The organism is Mycobacterium sp. (assembly GCF_035570115.1).
In the GTDB taxonomy this organism is placed as follows: domain Bacteria; phylum Actinomycetota; class Actinomycetes; order Mycobacteriales; family Mycobacteriaceae; genus Mycobacterium.
In genome coordinates this window covers 1-23,329 of the sequence record NZ_DATMLH010000288.1, presented here as the reverse complement: position 1 = coordinate 23,329, position 23,329 = coordinate 1, and the positions used below count along the sequence as shown (strand labels likewise).

The 23,329-nt window shown below is 65.1% G+C and carries 10 protein-coding genes; 6 read left to right on the top strand and 4 right to left on the bottom strand.

Features of this window, described 5'->3' with window-relative positions:
- Positions 1-9: 9 nt before the first annotated feature.
- The 3 genes from holA to VNW74_RS27260 are packed head-to-tail and all read right to left on the bottom strand — an operon-like array spanning position 10 to position 3,418.
- Positions 10-1,011: a DNA polymerase III subunit delta gene (holA, locus tag VNW74_RS27270; protein WP_325682669.1), complete on the bottom strand. Its 1,002-nt coding sequence runs from the start codon at positions 1,009-1,011 to the stop codon at positions 10-12.
- Positions 1,012-1,023: 12 nt separating this feature from the next.
- The gene (locus VNW74_RS27265; protein WP_414686799.1) at positions 1,024-2,571 is read right to left on the bottom strand and encodes a ComEC/Rec2 family competence protein; all 1,548 of its coding nucleotides are present in this window, start codon (positions 2,569-2,571) and stop codon (positions 1,024-1,026) included.
- A 16-nt stretch (positions 2,572-2,587) separates the two neighbouring features.
- Positions 2,588-3,418, bottom strand: a complete 831-nt coding sequence (locus VNW74_RS27260) for a ComEA family DNA-binding protein (RefSeq protein WP_325682665.1) — start codon at positions 3,416-3,418, stop codon at positions 2,588-2,590.
- Between the two features lie 221 nt (positions 3,419-3,639).
- On the opposite strand from VNW74_RS27260, the gene VNW74_RS27255 reads away from it, so the two are divergent.
- Together VNW74_RS27255 and VNW74_RS27250 are read left to right on the top strand one after the other, a co-directional pair.
- Positions 3,640-4,800 carry an acyl-CoA dehydrogenase family protein gene (locus tag VNW74_RS27255; protein ID WP_325682663.1) on the top strand — a complete coding sequence of 387 codons (1,161 nt, stop codon included), beginning with the start codon at positions 3,640-3,642 and terminating at the stop codon, positions 4,798-4,800.
- A 23-nt stretch (positions 4,801-4,823) separates the two neighbouring features.
- Entirely contained in the window at positions 4,824-5,933 is a 1,110-nt protein-coding gene (locus tag VNW74_RS27250; protein ID WP_325682661.1) for an acyl-CoA dehydrogenase family protein, read from the top strand.
- 62 nt (positions 5,934-5,995) lie between these two features.
- Here the strand turns inward: VNW74_RS27250 and VNW74_RS27245 are convergent, their stop codons facing one another.
- Positions 5,996-17,155, bottom strand: coding sequence for a type I polyketide synthase (locus VNW74_RS27245; protein ID WP_325682659.1), 11,160 nt, complete (start codon positions 17,153-17,155; stop codon positions 5,996-5,998).
- A gap of 343 nt (positions 17,156-17,498) precedes the next feature.
- Between VNW74_RS27245 and VNW74_RS27240 the strand changes: the two genes are divergently transcribed.
- From VNW74_RS27240 to VNW74_RS32005, 4 genes are all read left to right on the top strand, one after another.
- Entirely contained in the window at positions 17,499-18,920 is a 1,422-nt protein-coding gene (locus VNW74_RS27240) for a condensation domain-containing protein (RefSeq protein WP_325682657.1), read from the top strand.
- Positions 18,921-18,987: 67 nt separating this feature from the next.
- The gene (locus VNW74_RS27235) at positions 18,988-21,954 is read left to right on the top strand and encodes an RND family transporter (protein WP_325682763.1); all 2,967 of its coding nucleotides are present in this window, start codon (positions 18,988-18,990) and stop codon (positions 21,952-21,954) included.
- A gap of 43 nt (positions 21,955-21,997) precedes the next feature.
- The gene (gene pe, locus VNW74_RS27230) at positions 21,998-23,128 is read left to right on the top strand and encodes an acyltransferase PE (RefSeq protein WP_325682655.1); all 1,131 of its coding nucleotides are present in this window, start codon (positions 21,998-22,000) and stop codon (positions 23,126-23,128) included.
- 48 nt (positions 23,129-23,176) lie between these two features.
- Positions 23,177-23,329 (top strand): hypothetical protein (locus VNW74_RS32005; protein ID WP_414686798.1); only part of this gene is annotated, 153 nt, incomplete at its 3' end.

The following is a 23,329-nucleotide window of genomic DNA, read 5'->3' as shown; positions in this document are numbered from 1 at the left end:
GGCCTTACCTCACCGGCCAGCTCGTCCTCGGGCTTCGCGATCCGCATCGTCACCGGCCGCTAGCTCGGCGACTTTCCGAACCGCCGCTTCCAGCGCGTAGTTGGCATCGGCGGCCGCGCCCTTGACGTCGGCGTTCAGCGCCGCGACCAATCTCATCGCGGTGGCCACCATGTCGCGGGACCAGCGTCGGGCCTGCTTCTGCGCCTTTTGCACCCGCCAGGGCGGCATTCCGACTTCGGCCGCCAGACGGTAGGGGTCACCAGAGAGTGGCCCGACCCGGGCGATGGCGTGCACAGCCTCGGCTAACGCATCGGCCAACACCACCTGCGGCTCGCCGCGCATCATCGCCCACCGCAGCGCCTCGACAGCGCCTTCGACATCGCCCACCACGGCCTTGTCGGCGATGTCATATCCCTTCACCTCGGCCCTGCCACCGTGATAGCGCCGCACCGCGGCGACATCGACGCGGCCATCGGTGTCAGCGACCAATTGTGAACAGGCCGAAGCGAGTTCGCGTACATCGGAGCCGACCGCATCCAGCAGCACGTTGACCGTCTCGTCGTCGGATTTGACCTTCAGCGAGCGAAATTCGTTGCGGACGAAGTCAAGACGTTCGCTGGCCTTGGTGATCCGCGCGCACGGATGCACCTGCGCGCCCAACGCGCGCAGCTGACTGGCCAGCGCCTTGGCACGCCCGCCACCTGAATGCACGACCACCAGCTCGGTACCCGAGGGGATGTCCGCGGCGGCATTGGCAATCAATTCCGCGGCTTCTTTGCCTGCCTCACCGGCGGCTTCCAGGACGACCACCCGCTCGTCGGCGAACAGTGACGGGCTCAGCAATTCTGCCAGCTCGTAGACGCCGACTTCGCCGGCTCGCAACCGGCTCACCGGCACATCATCGGTGCCGGCGCGCTGCCGTGCCGACCGCAGTACCTCCGCGACGGCGCGCTCGACCAGCAGCTCCTCGTCTCCCAACACGAGGTGCAATGGCGAAACCTGCTGGCTCACCGTTCGATCGTGTCATGTGCGGCCGACAGACCCGCCGGCCCCTACCAGCAGACCCGACAGCGACCAGGCCAACAGCCCGGCGGCTGCGATCGCCATCGCCGTGCGAAACCATCGTCGCCGCCACAACACCGCGGCCAGCACGGCGGCGACGCCGACCAGCAGGAAACCGCCAACCCCGGACGGTACGGGCACACTGGCGGCGGGAACACCGGCTGCCCAATGCGCGATCCGCAACACCCACCACAGTTCGGGCCCAGTGAACCGGATCAGCAGTTGCGCCCCAGCCGGCCAGAACAGGCATAGTGCGCCCGCCGCACTGCCCAGCACGGTGATCGGCGCGATCAGCGCTGCCACCGCGAGATTGGCCGCGGCGGCCACCAGGCTCACCCGGCCTGAAATGCCGGCGATCAGTGGAGCCGTCACCAACTGCGCGGCGCACGCGACGCACACGGCGTCGGCCAGCGGCTTGGGCCAGCCGGCCGCCACCAGACGCCGCGACCAGATCGGCGCGATGACCACCAGCGCCGCCGTCGCCACCACCGACAGCGCGAGGCCCACGTCGACGGCCAACTGCGGGGCGGCGACCATCAACACCAGCACAGCGGCAGCGAGAGCAGGAATCGCTTGCCGTCGCCGCGAAGACAACACACCCACCAACGCGATCGCCCCCATCACCGCCGCACGCAGCACGCTGGCCGTGGGCTGCACCACGATGACGAACATCGCCAGCGCGGCACCGGCCAGCGCCACCGCCGCCCGCGGCCCAATCAGCCGCGATGTGAACAGCACTGCTCCACACACGATCGTGACGTTGGCCCCGGATACCGCCATGAGGTGCGTCAAACCGGCCGCGCGGAATTCTTGGCTGGTCATCGCGGTGACCGCCGACGTGTCGCCGAGCACCAGCGCGGGCAGCATCGCCCCCTGGTCAGCAGGCAGCACCCGACGGGCTGTGGCGGCGAACTCCGCGCGGACTGCGTACGCAGATCGGTGCACCGGCCCGGCATGACCCATCGTCGGCGCGCCGATCGCGTTCACCGCAGCCACCGTCAGGTCACGTCGGGAGGGGCGAGTGATTCTGGCGCGGAAGCGCACCGGCTGGCCGACCATTACCGAGCTGAAGTCGCGCGCCGGCGCGAAAACCACCACGCGGCCCGAGATCTTGTCGTCTCCCAGTTGCTGCAACGTGGCACGGAACATGAGCCGGCCGCGCCCCAGCGACATTGCGCTTTCGGTGGGCGTGACCGCGACCTGGGCTGCGGTTCCGAATGCCGCGGTGATGGGGTGGCGAGCGACTGCGTTGGCGCGTAATGCGATCGCATACCCGAACCCCGCCCCGACGACGCCAGCGGTGATCACGCCGATGCCGACGGCCCGCAACGGTGGCCTTTGATGTCCGGCGCGCCAGAGCAGAACCCCGAACACGCTGCCCGCCGCACAGACCGACCCGACGACGCCGCCTATCGGCCACAAGATTCCCGCCGCAGTGACCGTCCAACTTGCCAATGCGGCCGGCACCAGACGCGCATCCAGCCGCGCGGTCGCGGGGTCGCCCCCAATTCGTGTTGCACCGGTGTTAGACACGAACCAGTCGGCGCAGCTTTTCCAGACGCACGGGGCCGATGCCATCCACCTCGGCGAGCTGGTCGACGCTGGTGAACTTCCCGTTGGCATCGCGCCACGCCACGATGGCAGCCGCCGTCGCCGGCCCGACCCCGGGCAGGGCGTCTAACTGCTGCACCGTCGCGGTGTTCAGGTTGACCACCTCAGACCGTGTGGGTTTATCCGGACGTGACGCGCCGCCCGGCGCGCCGGGGGCGGCCGTGCCGGAGCTGACCGAGCTGCCCAACACGGGCGGCTGCCCCTTGATCGGTGCGATCCCGACGACGATCTGCTCGCCGTCGTCGACCTGGCGGGCCATATTGAGCCCGGTGGTGTCGGCACCATCGGTCGTGCCGCCAGCCGCCTTCAGCGCGTCGGCGATCCGTGCGCCGGGCGCCAACGTGACCAAGCCCGGCGTATGAACCAGGCCCACCACGCTCACCACCACCGGTTGGCTCGGCGGGGCCGTCGCACTCGGACTCGGGCCGCGGCTCGCCGACGCCACCGGGTCGACCGGTGGCAATTTCGCCGACCTCACCGGTGCGGGCGCATCCCGCATCAGAGTGAAGATGGCGACCAGCACCGCGATAGCGGCGATCGCCGCTAATGCGATAGCGCCGGCGCGGCCCGGATCGGCACGCACTCTGGCCAGCCAGCCAGCATGTCGTCCGGAATCGTCTGGAATCCACCGTGGAAGCAGCGAGTTCGGGTCGGTGTCGTCGTCGGTGTCGGTGTCGTCGGCATCGCTGTCCGGTTGGGCGCCGAGTCGTCGATGCAGTCGCTGGGCGGGCAGTTCTGTGCGCATACGGCGACCGTAGGTCGGTCGACTGCCGCGGCAACGCCGCCGCGAAGCCTGTTGAGACCGGCTGTGGACTAACTGCCGGCTGTGCACCATCGGCTCCGCCGAGCCGTTCACAATGGTCGGCGGCGGGTGATGGGCCCCGTCAGACCAGCCGCCTGACTGGTTGGTTGGGGATGCGGATAACGTGCAGGGCAGGACCGTCGGATCCAATGAAGGAGATCGCCATGCAACTGGCACTGACGCCGGACGAAGCCGCCTTTCGTGACGAGCTGCGCACCTTCTACACGACAAAGATTCCGGCCGAACTTCGCGAGAAAACCCGCCTGGGGTTGCCACTCGGCCGCGACGACTTCATCAGCAGCCACAAGATTCTCAACGATCACGGGTTGGCCGTACCGAACTGGCCCGTCGAGTGGGGCGGCAAGGACTGGACGCTCGCTCAGCACCAGATCTGGCTGGACGAGATGCAGCTGGCCTCCGTGCCGGAACCACTGAACTTCAACGCAAAGATGGTCGGACCGGTGATCGCCGAGTTCGGCTCCCAGGAGACCAAGCAACGCTTCCTGCCGCCGACGGCCAGCCTCGACATCTGGTGGTGCCAAGGGTTCTCCGAGCCCGAAGCCGGCTCGGACTTGGCGTCGCTGCGTACTACCGCCCTGCGTGACGGCGACAGCTATGTCGTCAACGGGCAGAAGACCTGGACGACGTTGGGCCAGTACGCCGACTGGATCTTCTGTCTGGTCCGCACCGACCCGCAAGCACCCAAGAAGCAGGCGGGGATTTCGTTTCTGCTCATCGATTTGGACACGCCGGGGATCACGATGCGGCCGATCAAGTTGATCGACGGCAGCTGCGAGGTCAACGAGGTGTTCTTCGAGGACGTCCGAGTACCCGCCGATCAGCTTGTCGGAGAAGAGAATCAGGGCTGGACATACGCGAAGTTCCTACTGGGCAACGAGCGGACCGGCATCGCCGGGGTGGGCCGCACCAAAGTTCGTCTCGCCGAGGTCAAACAGTGCGCCGCCGACACCGGCCTGCTCAAAGATCCGCTGTTCGCGAGCCGGCTCGCCGAAGCCGAAAACGAGTTGCTGGCATTGGAGCTCACGCAGATGCGGGTCGCGACGGGCTCGTTGGACGGCAAACCCAATCCGGCGTCGTCGGTACTGAAACTGCGCGGCAGCCAGTTGCAGCAGACCGCCACTGAATTGCTCGTCGACGTGGCCGGCCCGGACGCGCTGCCGATCGATGCCGGCGACGAGATCGCGTCACCGGGGTGGGCGCAGGGCAGCGCGCCGCACTACTTGAACTACCGCAAGACGTCAATCTACGGCGGCAGCAATGAGATACAACGCACCATCATCTCGTCCACCATTCTCGGGTTGTAAAAGCAGGAGCGTGAGGTAAAGCCATGGACTTTCAGTTGAGCGACGAACAGGTTCTGCTGCGCGACACCACCCGCGACTTGCTGTCCCGAAGCTACGACCCGGAGAGCCGCAACAAGATCGTCGGAAGCGAGCTGGGCTGGAGCCGCGACGTGTGGAGTCAGTTGGCCGACACCGGGATTCTCGGCCTGGGCTTCGATCCCGACGAAGCCGGCCAGACCGAAATCATGGTCGTGCTTACCGAAGTCGGGCGCCGCCTGGCACCCGAACCCATCGTGCATGCGGCGCTTGGACCGGGGGGGATCATCGCCGAAGTGGGCAGCGACGCCCAGAAGGAACTTCTGGAGGAGGTCGCCGCGGGTCAGCGGCTGTTGGCGTTCGCACACGTGGAGCCAGGCCTGCGTGCGGCCTCGATCAATGGTGTCGCGACGACCGCTGTGCAGCAAGGCGATTCGTGGTTGCTCAGCGGGCGAAAGAACCCCGTGCTCGCCGGCGACTCCGCCGACACCCTGGTCGTCAGCGCGAGGTTGCCCGAAGGCGGAATCGGGTTGTTCCTCGTCGACGGTGAGGCCGTGAGCCGGCACCCGTACCGCACGTTCGACGGCCAGCGCGGTGCCCAGATCGAGTTGGACCAGACTCCGGGCGAGCCGCTAGGCGACGCGGTGGACGCATCGGTCGCCATCAGCAACGCCGTCGTCCGCATTCAGTCCGCGTTGTGCGCAGAGGCCGTCGGCGCCATGGAAGAGGCGCTTCGGTTGACCACCGATTACCTCAAGACGCGCAAGCAGTTTGGGGTCACACTGAACACCTTCCAGACGCTGACCCAGCGCGCCGCGGATATGTACGTGTCGCTCGAACTGGCCCGCAGCATGAACCTCTATGCCGCCATCTCGATCGCAGACGGCAATCTCGACCCGGTGATCGGGGCGCGGGCCAAGCTGCAGATCGGCCGGTCGGGGCGCCACATCGGCCAGGAGGCCATCCAGCTGCACGGCGGCATAGGCATGACCGCGGAGTACCCGGTCGGGCATTATGCGGCCCGGCTCACCGCGATCGAGCACACCCTCGGTTCGTCCCAGGACCAGTTGCAGCTCCTGGTCGAGCAGGTCGGCGACTACGACATCGTGACGCTCTAGCTCGCAGGTGTCGCATGACGGCGGGCACCGGGCTTCAATATCGCCGAGTGAACCGCCCACGATCAACTCGGGTCAGGCGCTGCACCAGATTCCGTTTCATCCGACGGTGATGACTCAGGCGCCGCACCGGATTCCGCGTCAGCAGACTCAGGCGCCGCAACCGACTCCGCCTCAGCGGACTCAGGCGCCGCATCCGACTCCCCGTCAGCAGACTCCGATTCCGCATCCGGCAGCTGAGCCGCGAGATATTCGCCGAGCCCGCCGATCGTCGGATAGTCAAATACTGCGGTGGCATTGATCGTGAATGCGCCACCGAACTGGCTGTGCAAACGGTTGCGGAGTTCGACCGCCATCAGCGAATCCGTTCCCAGGTCCAGGAACCGACTGGTTGCCGCGGGCGGTTGTGCGAGCCGCAAGAAACCCTGGACTTCGCGCTGCAGAAATTCGGTAATGAAACTGGCGCGCTGCGCCACCGGTATCTCCTGCAGTTGCCGGAGCAACTCACTGTCGCCGATTATCTCCCCGACGGCACTCGGCAACACCAGGTCGAGAATCGGTGGACGGGAACTACCCAGCACCTTCGCGGCACGCTGCCAGTTGGCCTTGATGACGGTTGCCTGCGCAGTTCCGTTGGCGACAACTTCGGCGAGGGCGCCGAGGGCGGCCGAGGGTTCCAGCGGAACCAGCCCTTGCGCACCGATATTGGCACGCGCGGCCTCCGAAGAGGCCATGCCTCCCCGGCCCCAGGGACCAAAGTTCACTCCGGTCGCCGGCAAGCCGTGTGCCTTTCGATCCGCGACCAGCCCGTCGAGCAGCGCATTAGCGGTCGAGTAGTTGGCCTGGCCGGGTGAACCGAGCAAGCTGGACACCGAGGACGACACGATGAAGAAGTCGAGGTCGTCTTTCTTCGTCAACCGGTCCAAGTAGAGGGCACCGAACGCCTTGGGCGCCAACGTCGTCCGGAAGCGATCCAGATTCTGCTGCGACAGCAGAGCGTCGTCGAGCACGCCTGCCAAATGCGCCACTCCAGCGAGCGGCGGCAACTCCGCACGGATCCGGTCCAGCAGCGTTGCCACTTCTGACTCGTCGCCGACATCGGCCGCGAAGGTGTGGATGCGGCACCGGTAGCGCTCGGTGATCTCGTCGATTTCCCTTTGTGCGTCTGCGTCGGGCGTGCGCCTGCTGGTCAACACGATGTCACCGGCACCGAGTTGCGCCAGATAGGCCGCCGTGTGCAGACCGATCGCACCGAGTCCACCAGTGATCAGATAACTCCGATCACCGCGCGGCTGGAGCGGACTCGGCATTTGCACCACGATCTTGCCGATATGCCGCGCCTGCTGCATCCGGCGGAACGCTGTCTTCGCCTCCGTCAGTGGGTAGATCTCAGCGGGTAGTGGCGTCCACTCGCCCCTGGCCAACCCGTCCGATACCTCGCCCAGCAAGGCACGAATACGCTCGGGCTCCTGGAAGGTAACCGTGTCCAGCGCCACTATCTCGTAAGCGATATCTGGACGGACCTCCGACATTTGTTCTGGCGTCCAGATGTCGCGCTTGGCGATCTCGGCGAAACGGCCATTCTTCGCGGTGGCCCGCACGGTCGCTTCGACGAAGCCCTCATTCGTCAGGCTGTTGAGCACCACGTCGACACCGGCACCGTCAGTGTCAGCGAGGATTTGGTCGGCGAAATCCGTACTGCGCGAGTCGTAGACGTATTCCACACCCAGTCTGCGCAGCGTCGCGCGCTTGTAGGTGCTGGCGGTCGCGAAGACGGTCGCACCGTGCTGCTGGGCCATTTGGATGGCGGCCAATCCGACACCGCCACTGGCGGCGTGGATGAGCACGCGGTCACCGGGCTTCAGCTGCGCCCAGTCGAACGCGAGCCGGGCCGTCAGCGCCGCAGCGGGAATTGTTGCCGCAGCTACCGCATCCACCCCGTCGGGAATCGGCGCCAGCAACTGAGCCGGCACATTGAACCGACTGGAGAACGCGCCCTGCATGAAGCCATAGACGCGTCGGCCGACCTCCACTCGGGTCACACCGTCACCTAATTGGGTGACGACGCCGGCGAAGTCGCCGCCGATCGGCCCTGGATCACCCGGGTAGAGGCCCAGCACATTGAGCACATCCCGGAAGTTCAAGCCAGCGGCCTCAACCCGGACCTGCACGTAGCCCTCGTCCGGCGGCGGCACTTCCGTCTCGGTCAGCCGCAGGTTGTCGATCGCGCCACGCTCTGTGGGCGCCAAGGCGTAATCGGCTGCGCGCGGCACCGCGAGGTGACCGCTGCGCGACCACTGCAGTAGCCGGGACGTCAGGAACTTACCTTGCCGCAGGGCGAGTTCGGGCTCGTCGATCGGTGCGCCGAGCAGACCAGCCAGCGAATGCACGGCCTGCTCTGACCCGTCGTAGTCGACCAGTCGGCAGTGCAAAGCTGGTTCCTCGTTGACGATGGTGCGCCCCAGTCCCCACAACGCCGCCTGCACCGGGTCGACGGGCTCGCCGGATTCGGTCGCCACAGCCCGCTCGGTGATAATCCACAGTCCGCCGGGAAGTTTCACCGCTCCATCGCCCTGCAGGGCATGCACGGCGCTGAGCAGTTGAGAGATCTCGGCTTCCAGCCGCGCCGCAGATTCAGCGCTCGACTCGTCTGCCCTCGGTCCGGTACTGCGCCAGACGATGCCGGAGAATGGCATACCGCGCTCTCTAGCCTGGGCCAACAGCCGCCCGATGGGCTCCGGATCGGTCGTCCGGTCAAAAGAGATGCTGCCCGGCAGCTCGGCCGCCAGCGTGTCGAACCCGGCAATCAGCCAAGTACCGAGCGAATTTCCGGCGTCGTCGCTCGATGCCGGTGGCGGCACCTCGTGCCAGCCGAGGGAGTACAGCAGCCGGGTAGCATCGCCGCCGAGCCCACGCAACAACGCCTCCCGGGGCGCGCGTTTGACCGTAAATTCGCGAATCCCGCCTAGTTGGTGGCCATCCCGATCGACGAAGTCGAGATCGAAGACTTGGGTTTCGCTGTCGAGTGCGCTGGTGTGCCACCTCGCGCGGCAGTAAAACCGCCGAGGCATCTTCTCCCGTAGCGCCACTTGCCCGTAACGCAATGGCAAGAACAGGTCATTGACCCCTTGTTCGGCCGCGAGAAGTGCCGGGAAGGCCGGGAAGGCGACTCCGGTGCACAGGTCCATCAGCACCGGATGCATCGGCTCGCTTCCGAGATTTTCTGCGAGTTCTTCGCCAACGCTGATATCGCCGATCGCCTCACCCTCACCGAGCCACAGCGACTTCAGGGAACCGGACCAGTTAGGCCCCCACGCCAGCTCCATGTCGGCAAAGGTCTCGAACAGCTCCTGCGGTCGCATACGTTCCATCCGCTCGATTACCGCGTCGATGGGATCCGACTGCTCCGGCGTCGGCTCGTCGTCGACGCCGGAGGCGACCGTGCCATCAGCGTTCAACGACCAGTCAACATCACGAACACCGTATGGGCGGCTGTGCACCTGGAAACTCCAGCCCCCACCGTCCTCAAGCGGATGCAGCGTCAGCTGCACCTCACGAGAATCCTTCTCGGGCAGAATGATCGGCTCGTAGAAGAAGACGTCTTTGACCCGCGCCGGCGGACCAACGGCGGCGAGTGCCATCGCCGCATACGTCGCCCCGGGAACGACAACGGTGCCATAGATGACGTGATCCGACAGCCACGGTTGCGATCTGACCGACAGCCGACTGGTGTATACGGAGTCGCCGGAGGCGAGATCCTTTGCACTACCCAAGATTCCCGACGCGGCCGCTGCGCCGTCCACGGCGATGCCAGAAGTCTTGGGCCAGAAGCGACGGCGCTGGAACGGATAGGTGGGCAGTTCAACCTTGTGGCGAGGCTGATGATGTAGCGCAGCGAAATTAGGCCGATGGCCGCTGACATAGGCCGTGGCCAGCGCTTCCGCGATCTGGCGCCGGTCACCTACACCCTTGCGCAGGGAAACGATCGCGCGCGGCGCGGCCAGATGCTCCGGCCAAACCTGCACCGCGGCCCCCGTCAGAACCGGTTGCGGACCGATCTCCATCAACACCGAGCATCCCAGCGCCGCGGCGGTGCGCACGCTTTCGGCGAACTGCACCGGCTGGCGAGAATGCCGCCGCCAATATTGGGCGTCGAGTGGGGTTTCCGCGGTGAGCACGGTGCCGGTGCGGTTACAGATCAGCGGCAACGTCGGCACCGCGAACTGCAACCCTGCTGCGTAAGACTCGAATTCACCGAGCACCGGCTCAAGCAACTCCGAATGGAAGGCATGGCTGGTTTCCAGCCAGCTGCAGCGGATCCCCTCGTCACCAAATTTGGCGACTACCTGCTCCAGGTCTTCGCCTGGACCCGACAGCACCGTGTTGGGGCCGTTGTAGGCGCCGACCGACACCCGAGGGAATTCGTTCGCGACTTGCTCGACGTGCTTGGGGTCGGTGAACACCGCCACCATTCGCCCGCCTTCGGGCAGACTACCGAACAGCCGACCGCGCTCGGCCATCAACCGTGCCCCGTCCTCGAGGCTGAATACTCCGGCTACACATGCCGCCGCATACTGGCCCACGCTGTGCCCCAGCACCACATCGGGCTCGACGCCCCATGACTGCCACAGCCGTGCCAGGCCCATCTCGACCGCGAACAGCGCTGGCTGAGCAAACGATGTGTGCCGCAACGTTTCTCCGGCCTCACCACCGGTTTCGCGATCGGTGGCGAACATCACCTCAAGCAACGGGCGCGGCAGTATCTCGTTGACCGCGTCCGCGCAACGTGTCACCGTCTCCGCGAATACCGGCTCAGCGTCGAACAATTCGCGCGCCATCCCCGGATGCTGGCTGCCCTGCCCGGTGAACAACCACGCCGTGGTCGGCCGGTCAGTGCACTCGCCACGTACCACACCGGGTCGCAGTCGGTTCTCGGCCAACTCGGCCAGGCCCTCGCCGGCGCTCTGAGCCGAATCCACGACGAGCGCGGCCCGGTGGTCGAAATGCGAACGCCCCACCCCGGCCGTGAGGCACACCTCGGCGATGTCGACCGCTGGGTGGATGTTCAACCACGATCCATAACGCTGCGCCAGCGCCACCAGCGCTTCCGGTGACCGCGCCGACAGCGCCAGCACATTCACCGACTCTTCTGGAACGTCCGAGTCCGGTGCCACCGCGACGTCGTCCGCCGGCCGCTCGTCGGGGATCGCCGGTTGTGCCGGCGCCTCCTCGATCAGCACATGTGCGTTCGTGCCGGTGAATCCAAAGGAACTCACCCCGGCGCGCCGCGGCCTGCCGTTGGCCTCCCAAGGAGTCGCCTTCTCGACGACCTTAACCGGCAATGATTCCCACGGAATATGCGGCGATGGATTGTCGAAATGCAGGCTCTGCGGCAGCAGTTCGTGCTGCAACGACAACACGACCTTGATCAGACCCGCAGCCCCGGATGCCGACTCGAGGTGGCCGATGTTGGTCTTCACCGACCCCATCAGCAACGGTCGGTCCGCATCTCGGCCGGCACCGTAAGCCGCGCCGGCCGCCTGGACCTCGATTGGATCACCCAGCGGGGTACCGGTCCCATGCGCCTCGAGGTAGTCGACGTCGCCGCCGGCCAGACCGGCACGAGCCAGCGCCGTATTGATAAGCCGTTGTTGTGCACCACCATTGGGCACCGTCAACCCGCTGGAGGCGCCGTCTTGGTTGACCGCGCTGCCCGGGATGACCGCGCAGACCCGATCGCCGTCGCGCACCGCATCGCTGAGCCGCTTGAGCACTAAAATCCCGCAGCCTTCACTGCGCACATAGCCGTCGGCGGAGGCGTCGAAGGTCTTGCATCGCCCGACGGGGGAAAGCATCCTGGCGCGCGAGGCGGCGATAATGGTTACCGGACTGAGCAAGACGTTCACCCCGCCGGCCAACGCCAAATCGCAGTCACCGGAGTGCAATGCCTGGCAAGCCTGATGGACGGCCACCAACGACGAGCTGCACGCGGTATCGACCGCCACCGCCGGTCCTTCTAGTCCCAGCGCGAAGGCAACCCGACCGGAAATGGCATTGAGCGCATTGCCGGTGATGAAGTAGGGCTCGATTTTGTCGACCGACTCGGCGGACAGCAGATGTGCATACTCGTTGGCAGCCACCCCGACGAAGATGCCGGTTGAGCTGCCGCGTAACGCCGCCGGGGAATACCCGGCCCGTTCCAAGCCCTCCCAGACAGTTTCGAGCATCAGCCGCTGCTGCGGCTCGATCCAAACCGCCTCGCGCGGGGAGATACCGAAGAATTCCGGATCGAATCCGTCGATTCCGTCCAGGTACCCGCCGAAGCGGCTGTAGATCTTGCCAGGGGTCTCTGGATCGGGGTCGTAGAACTCGTCGATGTCGAATCGGTCTTCCGGGACTTCCCGGATCGCATCGACACCGCCGGACAACACCTCCCAGAAAGCTTCTGGATCGGGTGCGCCGGGGAAATGGCACGACACCGCGACGATCGCAATCGGCTCATCCGTGCGTGTCGTCACTGCCGACGCCAGCCGACTCCGTGACTTGGCGGACGCCTGCTCGCTCAGCCCGAGCACGTCGCCAAGAAGGTAATCCACCACGTCGGACAGACGTGGGTAGTCCATCGCCAGGGTCGCCGGTATCTCCTTGCCCACACCTTGCTCGATGCGGCGCCGCAACTCGACGGCCATCAGCGAATCCATGCCGAGATCGAAGAATCCCGCGTCCTCGCGGATCTCGGAGGCATCGACGCGCGTCACCTCTGCTACCGCGTCACGAAGGTAGTCCGCCAAAAGTTTCCTGCGTTGCTGCACCGGAGCGTTGGTGAGCCGCTCGACCAGCTGGGTCTTCCCGGACGCCGTTAGTGTCGGCGCCGCGTCGGGTACCTCACGCTCCAGCTCCGCCAGGAACGCCCGCCTCCCCGCTTGCTGGTAGAGCGGCAGGAAACGCGCCCAGTCGATCCGGGCCACCACCCCTTGTGCCGGGCCTTTTGCTGCGCCTTGCGCGGAAGAAGCCGCCACGACATCGGCCAGACCCGCCAGCGCATCGGTAGGTGACAATGTCCGGACCCCGCGCTTGTCCAGTCGCGCACGCGACTCCGCATCGGCCATACCCGCCGACCACGGACCGAAATTGACGCTGATCCCAGGGATGCCCTGCTCGCGCAGCCGCCAGGCCAGCGCGTCGAGGAAGGCGTTGGCCGCGCCGTAAGCGGTCTGACCGAATCCGCCCCACACCGAGGCGATCGAAGAAGTGCTGATAAAGAAATCCAGTTGCAGGTCGGCGGCTGCTTCACTCAAATGCCACGCACCCCAGACCTTCCCGGCGAAAACGCGATCCACTTCCGCGTCGTCTAAGTTGCTCAGCGGGGTGGTACCGATCTCGCCCGCAGCATGCACGATGCCGGCTAGCGGCGGCAGCTCAGCCTGCACGGTGGCTAACAGGCGTGCGACGTCGTGCCCATCGGCGACGTCGGCAGCGATGATCCGGACTTCGCAGCCGTACTGTTCGCCTAGCGCGTCGATGCGCTGTTGCGCGGCATCGCTGGGCACGCGTCGGCTGGTCAGCACGAGATGCTTGGCGCCGTGCGCGGCCAAGTATCCGGCGATTTCCAGCCCAATCGACCCCAGCCCGCCGGTCACCAAATACGTTGCCTCATCCCGCAGTTCCAGCGGTGTACCGCTGGGCTGCCCAACGCGTCGAACCAGCCGGGGAAGATAGACCGCTTGATCACGCAAGGCCAATTGGTCTTCCCGAATAGCCGAGTCGCGCGGTGCAGCCATCACCTGGTTGATGAACCGCGACCATTCCTCAGCAGTGCCTTCAGCCAGATCCGCGAGTCCACCCCACAGCTGCGGAAGCTCCAGCGAGGCGGCACGACCGAATCCCCATAGGCAACTCTGATCGGCTGACACGGTGTCCGCGTCGGTGACTCGTTGTGCGCCACGGGTCACCAACCAGATGGGTCGGCGGAGTTCAGCGGCGGCCGCGGCGCGGAAGAGTCGCCGCGTTCCACCCAGGACGTGGTGTTGCATCCGCAACAGCGACTGCATCGAGGGCACGGTCTTGGAGCCAAGGTCCCCGCCCAGGGCCGCGACGTGCACGATTCGCAGCGCCGGGTCGTCGGCCACCGCGGCACGCAACACACCTTCGAGCCGTTGCTCGTCCACGTCGGCCATCGGCAATCCGAGAATCTGATACCTGTGCCCGTGCTCGGTCAGCGCGTCGACCAAAGGCTGGAATGCATCGGCGTCGTCGCCGATGAGCAGCCAGCCGGCCTCGCCGGCTTGCGCAGGTGAGACTGCGGCAGTGGATTTCTCCCAGCGAATCTCGTAGCGGTCGTCCGCGATCGACTGGGTTGAACGTTGTTGGTTGTGTTGTGCGGCAAGCTTCGTCAGCACATTCAGGGTCTGATGGTCACCGCCCGCACCGTCGATAAGGGCCGCGAGTTCCTCGATCCGGCCCTCCTCGAGAAGGCGGACGGCTTCGGTACGCGCGACAAGGCGCTGTTGCGGGTTGGGCCGCTCCCGGTTGTCTTTAAACCAGTACTGCCGACGCTCGAACGGATAGGTAGGCAGGTCGAGCTTTCGCGACGGAACCTGTCCAACAGCGCCGAAGTCGGGCAGGCGCCCCAAGACGTATGCGTCAGCAAGGGCCTCGGTGATCTGCCGGTGGTCGGCGGTGTTTCGGCGCAACGACGCGATCGCTTGCGGCGCAGTCGCCGGGTCAGGCCATGCCCGCAGCGCCGCGGCGGTGAGCACCGGTTGCGGGCCGATCTCCAACAGCATTTTGCAACCCAGATCGGCCAGCGTCCGCACGCTCTTGGCGAATTCCACCGGCTGCCGCGCGTGGCGACGCCAGTAGTTGCCATCCAGTTTCAGGCTCCGACCGATCGTCGCACCCGTGCGGTTACACACCAAAATCCGTTGTGGTGAAACGAAATTGAACCGGTTCGCATAGGACTCGAACTCGTCGAGGATCGGCTCCAGCAGCGCCGAATGGAACGCGTGGCTGGTCTCCAGCCAGTCGCAGCGGACTCCGTCGGCTGTCAATCGGGCCACCGCTTGTTCCAGGTCCTGCCCGGGCCCGGACAGTACGGTGTTGGCGCCGTTGTAGGCGGCAACCGATAGACTCGGGAACTCGTCGGTCAGGCGCTCGACGCGCTCGGCGGCGGTGAACGCCGCGACCATCCGACCGCCCGCAGGCAAACTGCCGAACAGGCGCCCGCGCTCGGCCATCAGCAGCGTGCCGTCCTCCAGGCTGAACACGCCGGCGACGCAGGCCGCCGAATACTGGCCGACGCTGTGACCGAGCACCACATCGGGTTCAAAGCCCCACGACTGCCAGAGCCGGGCCAGGCCCATCTCCACCGCGAACAAGGCGGGTTGGGCGTAGGAGGTCTGCCGCAGCGTCTCTTCGCTATCGGGGCCATCCGAATCGAAAATTACGTCCAGCAAGGGCTTTTCAAGAACGTCGGCGACCACTGCCGCGCAGCGGGTCAGTGTCTCGGCGAACACCGGCTCGGTGTCGAATAGCTCTCGGGCCATGCCGGGGTACTGGCTGCCCTGACCGGTGAACAGCCACGCCGTCTTCGGCGTGTCATGCGATTCTCCGCGAACCAAGCCTGGTGCCGGGCGGTCCTCCGCGAGCGCACCGAGTAACTCGCTGGCAGACTCCCTCGAATTGACCACCAGCGCGGCCCGGTGCTCCAAGTGCGCTCGCCCCACCCCGGCGGTAAAGCACAGCTCCGCCAACGTGGCTTCCGGATGCGCGCGCAACCAGCCGCGGTATTCCTCGGCGATCTGCACCAATGCGGCAGGCGTGTGCGCCGACAGCGGAAGAATGCTGAACCGTTGGTCCCCGGGCTGATCGACCGGGCCCGGCGACTCGGCCACCTGACCCGAGTTCTCGGGCGCTTCTTCGAGGATGACGTGCGCGTTGGTCCCGGCGAACCCGAAGGAGCTGACTCCCGCAATGCGCCGCCGACCGTTGCGCTCCCACGGCGTGGCCTCCTGCACAACCTCCAGCGCGAGGCGGTCCCAGGGTATATGCGGCGACGGGTTCTCAAAGTGCAGATGCTTCGGCAAAGTCTCGTGCTCGAGCGACAGGATGACCTTGATCACGCCGGCGATGCCCGCGGCCGCTTCCAGATGCCCGATGTTCGTCTTCGCCGAGCCCATCAACAGCGGGTCACCGGGTTCGCGACCGATGCCGAACGCCGCGCCCGCGGCCTGGGCCTCGATCGGGTCGCCCAGCGAAGTCCCGGTGCCATGCGCTTCGAGGTAATCGACGTCGCTGGGTGCAAGGCCTGCGCGCTTAAGCGCATCGGCGATAACCCGTTGCTGGGCAACGCCGTTCGGCACCGTCAGACCACCCGATGCACCGTCCTGGTTGATCGCACTGCCCCGGATGACGGCCCGAATCCGGTCACCGTCGCGGATCGCGTCCTCGAGCCGCTTGATGACGATGACGCCGCAACCCTCGCCGCGCACATAACCGTCCGCGGCCGCGTCGAAGGTCTTGCACTTGCCGTCGGGCGCCAGCATCTGCGCATTGGAAAACGTGATCATGGTTGCCGGTGTGAGCAGCACGTTCGCGCCACCGGCCAGCGCCAGATCGCATTCGCCTAATTGCAACGCCTGGCACGCCTGATGGATTGCCACCAGCGACGAGCTGCACGCGGTGTCGACGGCGACCGACGGGCCCTGCAGGCCCAATCGATAGCTGATCCGCCCCGCTGCTGCGGCGTTCGACGTCCCGATTGCCATGTAGGCCTCGATCTCGGGGTACGTCAGCTCGCCGGATGCCATTCCCAGGTAGTCGTGGGTGGCCAGACCGACAAACACACCGGTGTTGGTGTTCTCCAAAGCCGTTGGCGCGGTACCCGAATGCTCCACCGCCCGCCACGCAGTCTCGAGAAGGAGCCGATGCTGCGGGTCCATCAACCTGACCTCGCGCGTCGACATACCGAAGAACGGCGCGTCGAAACCCGTCACGTCATCGACGAAGCCCGCCCGACGGGTGACGACCTTGCCGGGCGCACCGGGTTCCGGGTCGAAGAATTCGTCGGCATCCCATCGGTCCTGGGGCACCTCGGATATCGCGTCCCGGCCTTCCAGCAGCACATCCCAGAATTCGTCCGCATCCGCGGCACCCGGAAAGCGTGCCGCGTAGCCGACGATCGCAAAACTCGATGTCGACTTCCTTAGACCCTCCACAGATGCCATACGGTTGTCCTCCCTGAACCTCTGCCGGTGAAGTTTCGATCCCCCGCCCGGCGCCTCGATTGCGCAGCAGATTGATCGCCGGACGGCCAGTTTTGCAAGAGCAGCACCAGGCGCCGGGCTACTAGCGCCGGCGCCGGGCAACTAGGCCGGCAAGCGCAACTATAGCCAGTATGGCGGCAGGCTGGCGTGCGACGCTCGGGCGGTTCCCGCACCGAAACCGCCTTCCGAATCCGTGAGTCGACGCCTACGCGTCCCCGCAGCCGACGACGATGACAGCTGAGAGGGCTATCTTGGGTCTCGCTGCCAGCGTGGTCGGAGCCGGTCGAATCGAGAGGACGAAGTTTTGCGCATCGGGAAAATTACAGTCGGCTCACTCAATGAGTGGACGCTGACCCCCGGCACAGTCACCACGTGGCACCCGACGGCCGCGGCTCAGGAAAAGGTCCGGCAGGCGCCGGTCAGTTCGGTGCCGATCAGCTACATGCAGGGCCAGCATCTTCGTAATTACTGCGAACGGACAGCCGCGGGCCTGAGCTTCTCCCGGCAAATCATCGGTAGCTGTGATGTGCGCGGCCAGTGTGATATTGCCGCCATGGATCACGCCCTTAACGCATACCTGCGTCGCCATGACACCTTCCGGAGTTGGTTCGAGCACGCCGGTGACGGGAAGTTCATCAGGCATGCCATCAGTGATCCGGACGATATCGAATTTGCGCCGATCAATCACGGCAGCATGACGGTCGACGCAATACGCGCCCATGTCGTGGCGATACCGAATCCGCTGGACTGGGGCTGTTTTACGTTCGGGGTAATCCAGTGCGAGGATTATTTCACCTTCTTTGCCTCCATGGATCATGTCCACGGAGACGCGACGCTGATCGGCACAACGATGCTAGAAGCCAACGGAATGTATACGGCGTTGAGCGAAGGCGGTGCGGCCCTTACGCTTCCCGACGCGGGCAGCTTTGACGATTTCTGTTCCCGCGAGCGCGAGTACACGTCAACGTTAGACGTAGATTCCCCTCAGGTACGCGCGTGGATTGAGTTCGCGGAGAACAATGACGGTGGCTTTCCCGAGTTCCCACTCCCGCTGGGAAACCCGTCGGAGTCGACTAGCAGTTATATGACCTCCGAACTCCTGATGGGCCCCGAACAGACGGAGCGATTCGAATCAGCTTGCTCGGCGGCCAGCGCGCGCTTCGTCGGCGGCTTGTTCGCCTGCCTCGGCCTGGTGGAGCACGAGTTCACCGGAGCTCTCACCTACTACGGGCTCACTCCCAGGGATTCCCGCACGGCCAGCGACAATTTCATGACGCAGGGTTGGTTTACCGGCCTGATCCCGATCACCGTCCCAATAGCTGCGACCTCTTTCAGCGATGCCGCATGGGCGGCGCAGGCTTCTTTCGATTCAGCTCTGGACATGGCGAAGGTGCCGTATTACCGGGTATTGGAATTGGCGCCGTGGTTGCGCTGGCCACGGCCAAACTTTCCCGTGTCGAACTTCTTCCACGGCGGCGCCGCTCCGCTCAACGCTATTCTGGCGGCAGCCGACCTGGGCCTGGCGAACAATATCGGAATCTACCCCGACGGCCGGTATTCCTATCAACTGACCACCTATATATTCCGGTACGGCGAGGGCACGGTCATGGCGATCATGCATCCCGATAACCCGGTTGCCCTGAAATCTGTTGCCCGCTACATGGCGGCGATGAAGTCCGTTTGCGGGCGGGTCGCCGATAGCGGGCACTGGGGACGCGTCGCATAGCGTGGAGCGATTCGATGGCTAGGGCTTTTCTTCAGATGTGCGGTTGCCGACCGCGGGTGAGGGCAATATGCGACGGCTAGCCGATTTTGTGGTGCGATGGCCCTGGGTGGTTATAGCGGTCTGGGTGGCGATTGCGGTCGCGCTACCACTGACATTCCCGTCCCTGGGCGAGATGGCCCAGAAGCATCCGCTCGCGATCTTGCCCAGCGATGCACCGTCGAGCGTCACCGCTCGAAAGATGACCGAGGCGTTTCACGAATCGGGCTCAGAAGACCTACTACTGGTGGTCCTGACCGACGACAAAGGGCTTAGCCCCGCCGACGAAGGCGTCTACCGCAAACTGGTGGATGCGCTGCGCCGGGACACGCGGGATGTCTTGATGTTGCAGGATTTCGTCAGCATGCCGCCACTACGGTCGGTGGTGACCAGCAAGGACCACAAAGCTTGGGTGCTGCCGGTCGGTGTTGCGGGCGAGTTGGGCACGCCACGGTCCTACGCCGCTTTCACCCAGATCGGCGGCATCGTCGAACACGTCGTCGCCGGGACGCCCCTGACGGCGAACCTCACCGGCCCCGCGGCAACGGTGGCCGACCTCACGGTCGCGGGCGATCGGGACCGGATGCCGATTGAACTGGCGATCGCGGTTCTGGTGCTGTTCGTCTTGCTGGTGGTCTACCGCAGCGCGATCACCATGCTGCTGCCATTGATCACGATTGGGTTGTCCCTGGTGATCGCGCAGGCACTGGTGGCCGGCTTCTCTCAACTGACGGGCACGGGCGTCTCGAACCAGTCCATCGTATTCCTGAGCGCGATCATGGCGGGCGCCGGAACGGATTACGCGGTCTTTCTCATTAGCCGCTACCACGACTATCTGCGGTTGGATGCGGATGTCGATCAGGCGGTCAAGCGGGCAATGATCTCGATCGGGAAAGTGATCGCCGCATCCGCAACCACCGTGGGAATCACTTTTCTCGTCATCAGCTTCGCCCGAATGGGAGTGTTCAAAACCGTCGGAGTGGCGTCGGCGATTGGCGTCGGCGTAGCGTTCCTCGCCGCGGTGACGTTGCTGCCGGCAATTCTGGTGCTCGCCGGGCGACGCGGCTGGGTCAAGCCACGGCGCGAACTGACCGCTCGGTTCTGGCGACGTTCGGGCATACGCATTGTGCGCCGGCCGAGGGCCCATCTGGTTGCCAGTGCGCTGGTCTTGGCCATCCTGGCCAGCTGCGCGGGTTTGGTGCACTACAACTACGACGATCGCAAGGCCCTGCAGTCGTCAGCTCCCAGCTCGATCGGGTATACCGCGCTGGATCGCCATTTCCCCACGAATCAGTCCATTCCGGAGTTCATCCTCATCCAGTCACCGCATGACCTTCGCACGCCGCAGGCGCTCGCAGACTTGGAACAATTGGCGGACCGAGTCAGCCAGCTGCCCAACATCGCAGTGATCAGCGGCATCACTCGTCCCACCGGCAATGTGCCGGAACAATTCCGAGCCACCTATCAGGCGGGCGCCATCGGCACCTTTCTGGCCGGCGGGTCCACCCTGATCAACGACCGCACCAATGACCTCAACCGACTGGTCGACGGGGCCGGCACGCTGGCCAACAACCTCGGCGACGTGCGCGGCCAAGTCGGCCAGCTTGCTACCAGTGTGCAGAGCCTGACCGACTCCTTAACGTCGATGAGAAGCCAATACGGTGGCGACACCTTGGTCAAGGAGGTCGATACCGCGGCCAAGCTCGTCGACCACGTCAACTCGCTCAGTAATGCCATGGGCTGGAACTATTCGGCGGGCAAGAACATGTTCGCCTGGATAGGCCCGGTGCTGACGGCGTTGCAGGGTAACCCGGTCTGCGATGTCGATGAGTCCTGCAGCGCCACCCGTGGGGCGTTCGAGCGGCTGACCGGCGGGCGCGATCAGGAAGACCTCGACGCGATCAATGATCTGGCGGGGCAGCTGCAGTCGTTCCCGGACAAACAGAGCCTCAACGCATCAGTGGACCGCCTGCGCGGTGCATTGACGAATCTCACCAAGGTGATGCAGTCCATGGGGATGGAGCAACCCGGCGGCCTGCAGGCGAACCTGGCCACCCTGCAAGATGGCGCAAACCAATTCGCCGGCGGCAGCCGCCAAGTGGCTGACGCGGTGGCTCAACTCGTCGACCAAGTCAAACAAATGGGTGCCGGGCTCAGCGAGGCAGCGACTTTTCTGTTGTCGCTGAAACATGACGCGGCGCAACCGGCAATGGCCGGGTTCAACATCCCGGCCCAGCTGCTGCATCTAGACGAGTTCCAGAAGGCCGCCAAGGTGTTCATCTCGTCCGACGGCCACTCGGTGCGGTACTTGGTTCAAACCAAACTCAATCCGTTCAGCACCGAAGCCATGGACCAGGTCAACGCGATCAGCGCGGCCGCTCGCGGAGCCCAACCGAATACCGCCTTGGCCGACGCCACAGTATCGATGGCGGGATACACCGTTGGGCTGAAGGACACCCGCGACTACTACCAACACGACATCCGGTTCATCATCGCGGTAACCCTCATCGTCGTGCTACTGACCTTGATCGCGCTGCTGCGTGCGATTGTCGCGCCGCTGTATCTGGTTGCGTCCGTGATCATTTCGTATTTGTCGGCAGTTGGCATCGGCGCGCTGATATTTCAATTCATCCTCGGCCAGCAACTACATTGGAGTGTGCCCCCACTCGCATTCGTGGTATTGGTCTCAGTGGGGGCCGATTACAACATGCTGCTGGTCTCGCGAATGCGTGACGAGTCTCCGCACAGCATGCGTTACGGCATCATTCGCACGCTGGGTTCGACAGGCGGCGTGATCACCGCGGCCGGTCTGATCTTCGCGGCCTCGATGTGCGGTCTGTTGTTCTCCAGCATCGGAACCGTGGTCCAGGGCGGTTTTGTGATCGGCGTGGGGATTTTGCTGGATACCTTCTTGGTTCGGACCATCACGGTGCCCGCCATCGCCGCGCTGGTCGGACAGGCCAACTGGTGGCCGGGACGGATTCGCGCGCGCGGGTGATGTATGTGAAACTACGAGACGAAGCCGAGGGGCAGGAGTAGGTATGAAGAAACTACTCGCGGGAGTGACGGCGCTGGTAACTGTCGGCGCCACAGGATGTTTCGGTATCGGAACCGCGTCGGCCGACGACACGCCCATCGGCGGTCCGCCGAGTCCCGGGGCGCCGGGCGACCAGACCGCCTACGCCCTCGGTGGCGCTCACGTCCTGGGCATCCCCTACGACGAATACATCCGACGCGAGGGCGCTGACTGGTTCCCCGGCCAGCAGCGACAAATCGTTCGCTACCCGGCCGGGCAGGTTCAGGGCCACGTGCTGGAACGACTCTTCCCCGGCATTGGCAAGCTCAATTCACTCTTTCCGGGCTTGGGCGTGGACGGCCCCAGCGTCGGCGAGTCGGTCGATGAGGGAGTAAACGACCTCGATGCCGCGATCCGCACCACCGGTCGCCCCGGTACGGCGATCGGCTTGTCCGAGGGCGGGTTCGTGGTCGACGGCGAGCAGGCTCGGCTGGCGAATGACCCGACCGCTCCCCCGCCGGACACGCTGAACTTCGCCACATTCGGCGACCCGATTGGGCATCACGCCTTCGGTCAGAGCTTCCTGACCGCGACGTTCCCGGTCGGCAGCGTTGTTCCCGCACTCGACTACACCATGCCACCGCCATACGAGAGCCAGTACGACACCAACAGGTTCGTGGCTGCGTACGACTCGATCGCTGACTTCCCCGACCGGCCGGACAACATGTTCGCTCTCGCCAACACGCTGATGGGCCTGGCCACGGGTCACACCGCGGTGGCCTTCACGAACCAGAGCATGGTGCCGCCGCAGAACATCAGAACGACCATCAACTCCAGGGGCGCGAAAGACACGACGATCATGGTCCCGGAAAAGCACCTTCCGCTGGTCATGCCGCTGGCCTACATCGGGATCTCGGAAGACACGCTGAACAAGCTCGACGCAATCCTGATTCCCCGGGTGAACGCGGGCTATGCTCGAAACGACGACCCGTCGACCGCTCCGATTCAGGTGGACCCCGTGCACGGCTTCGACCCAGCGGCCGTCACTGCGCCGGCCAACCAGGCGACATTCGGCGGCGGCGCTGACCCGTTCTCGCAGATCCTCAGCGGTGCCATGTCCGTGTTGTCGCACGGCGCAGGCGAAGCTGACCACTGACTACACGCCCACAAATTGGATTATTAGTACGGACGTAATGTGACGCCTATGCCTCAGTCATCCATTCTCTCGATGCTGCATGGCCGTGCCAGCCTGCGGCCCGATGACGTGGCATTCACTTTTACCGATTACGAGAACAACTGGGCGGGTGTTCCCGAGAATCTCACGTGGTCGCAGTTATCCCGCCGCACAATGAATTTG

Excerpts from the sequence above, each read along its gene's own strand:
- VNW74_RS27260 (WP_325682665.1), bottom strand. The coding sequence starts at position 3,418 with ATGCGCACAGAACTGCCCGCCCAGCGACTGCATCGACGACTCGGCGCC.
- VNW74_RS27255 (WP_325682663.1), top strand. The coding sequence starts at position 3,640 with ATGCAACTGGCACTGACGCCGGACGAAGCCGCCTTTCGTGACGAGCTG.
- VNW74_RS27250 (WP_325682661.1), top strand. The coding sequence starts at position 4,824 with ATGGACTTTCAGTTGAGCGACGAACAGGTTCTGCTGCGCGACACCACC.
- VNW74_RS27245 (WP_325682659.1), bottom strand. The coding sequence starts at position 17,155 with ATGGCATCTGTGGAGGGTCTAAGGAAGTCGACATCGAGTTTTGCGATC.
- VNW74_RS27235 (WP_325682763.1), top strand. The coding sequence starts at position 18,988 with ATGCGACGGCTAGCCGATTTTGTGGTGCGATGGCCCTGGGTGGTTATA.
- pe (WP_325682655.1), top strand. The coding sequence starts at position 21,998 with ATGAAGAAACTACTCGCGGGAGTGACGGCGCTGGTAACTGTCGGCGCC.